This is a genomic window from Mobiluncus curtisii subsp. curtisii ATCC 35241 (assembly GCF_000146285.1).
In the GTDB taxonomy this organism is placed as follows: Bacteria; Actinomycetota; Actinomycetes; order Actinomycetales; family Actinomycetaceae; genus Mobiluncus; species Mobiluncus curtisii.
This window is the reverse complement of record NZ_GL385914.1, coordinates 1-2,259: the sequence shown is the minus strand read 5'-3', so window position 1 is coordinate 2,259 and position 2,259 is coordinate 1. Positions and strand designations below refer to the sequence as shown.

The 2,259-nt window shown below is 52.5% G+C and carries 1 protein-coding gene; it reads right to left on the bottom strand.

What is annotated here, in order from left to right:
• Nucleotides 1-53 precede the first annotated feature (53 nt).
• Nucleotides 54-2,259, bottom strand: a 2,206-nt coding sequence (locus HMPREF0574_RS09220; protein ID WP_036325181.1) for a cell wall-binding repeat-containing protein, incomplete at its 5' end; no start/stop codon positions are given.

Below are 2,259 nucleotides of genomic sequence, written 5' to 3'. Positions count from 1 at the left end.
CCCAGCCCGGCAAAGAACTATATGAAGTTATTGGTGAAACCTTATGGCTTCAATTACCGCTTGGTATTGACGGTCACGGTGAGAGGATTCGTAGCTCCAGTGTTTTGAATCTTCAAAACAATAGTTTTTGCGTCACTGCCGGTGTAGCCAGGATCCTTTACCTTAATCTTGCACTGAGCATCAACACTGGCAACCACACTGGTCGGGTTTGTTGCAGTACTAGAAGGATCCAGTGTCAGAGTTTCAGCGGTACAGGACGGATTAGCAGCAGCGTTGGTAGGCTGAAATACCTTCTCGTTAGTATCGGACAAATCCATTGTGCCATATGCCGGGCTCGCAGCCGCGGGTGCTGCGGGGGCGTTCACGAACTTGCCGCCTTCAGCGATGGCTTTGCCTGCGGCTTGGGCGACGGCGTCTTCAACAGCGCCGGTGCCACCCATGACGTAGCCACCCTGCAGGGTCTTCTGCTTGCCCATCAGGGTCAGCTCGGACACGGTAGACGGCTTCAAGTCACCACTCGTGGGAACCAGCAAAATCGGACCATGCTGCAGCTGACCAGCCACCACAGAGTCAATCAGGTGAGCATCGTCACCAGAAGCCAAGTACACGAAGGTATCAGTGAATGTCTTCTCTGCACGCAGCCAGTAGGACAGCAAAGCAGAAGTCTGGTAACGATCCTCACCAACCAAGCGAGCCAGACCGGAACCGGTACCAACCGTCACCTTAGCCTCAGGACCAGCCTTGTACGCAGCCACAGCCTTATCCAAAGCCTTCTTCGCTTCCGCCGTGGTCTTCACCTGCTCAGCCACACGAGCCTCAATCGCCTTCTTAACCGCGGCGTAGTTCAAAACCTCACCAGCGTTAACGGCGGTCAACTCGTAGTCAGTACCACCTTGAGTCTTAGCGACATCAGCCAGCTTCACACCAGCACCAGGGTTGCCATCAACCTTGATGAACTCAGTATCGCCCTTGTCCGCGATGTAGTTATCGACGATCTGGTCAATCTTCTTCTGATCCAGACCAGTCATGTTGCCATCGCCATCGAAAGTAAAGGAACCCGGGTTATCCAACTCACCATTCACCAAAGTCGGCTTGGTCAATGAGACACCACCATAAGCAGCCATAAACTTTTGGTTGATACCGTTGAAAGTGGCATTACCTGCAGTAGCCAGAGCAGCAGCAGTATTCGGCGCAGGCTGTCCAGAGGACATCGCGGACACGTTACTAGCTACAGCAGCATCGACTGCATCCTTCACCGCACCCAACTGGTTCTTAATCGTCTTCTTGCCAGAATTCTTGGCATCCAACAATGCCTGGGCGTTAACCTTCAAGTTAGCCAAAGACTTCTTGTAGCCAACGAAGCACTTCTTGCCAGCCGCAATACCATCTTTGACATCAATATCAGTAACATCCTCAGTCTCGGTACAATTAACATTTGCCTTATTCAGACCGAAGAAATTCTTCAGTTTTTTGTCGTCGCTATCTTGGGTCTTACCGTCCAGACCCTGCCACACTTTCTGACCCTCGTAAGCCGCAGCAGCTTCCTGCACAGCCTTCTTCAAATCAGCATTCGTGGTCTGATACTTCCATGGATCAACCGCAACCTTGCCCTCGAACAACTGCTCGACCTGAGCGGTAGGCAACACGCCCTCACCACCCAAAATCACAGACTTGGGGCTAATCTTTGCCTTTTTAGCGTAAGCCACAGTAGCAGGATCCACCTTGCCGGAAGGATTCACCAACAGGGTCGGACCATTCTCGTAAGCCCCAGCAGTCAGAGCATCAACCATGTTATCGCCACGAGCCAACAAGAACTCCTGATCTGCGCCCCCATTAGGGAACACCTTCTTCGCGATAGCCACGTTAGTCTCGTAACGGTTCTCGCCACCCAAACGCTCAGACTTATCCGTAATGCTGGGATTCATCTTCGCTACGTTATCCACAGCAGCCTTAGGCATAACAGTTTCGCCACCAACAGCGACAAGAGTCCTAACGTCCTTCAGCTGAGGATCCTTATGCATAGTCGCGCCCAGCAACAACTGACCAGCCTTGTCAGAAGGCACCAAAATAACCACACCGTCTTTGACCATGCCAGCCGTAGCAGCATCAACCAAAGCATTCTGGTTCACAAGATAAGCACGCGAAACAGTGCCCTGCTTCATACGCAACTTCGCAGCCTCCAGAGAGGTCTCCACACGAGCATCACCAGCCACACGAACCAGCTTCTTACCGCCAGGCAACAAAACCGGGTCACCCGCT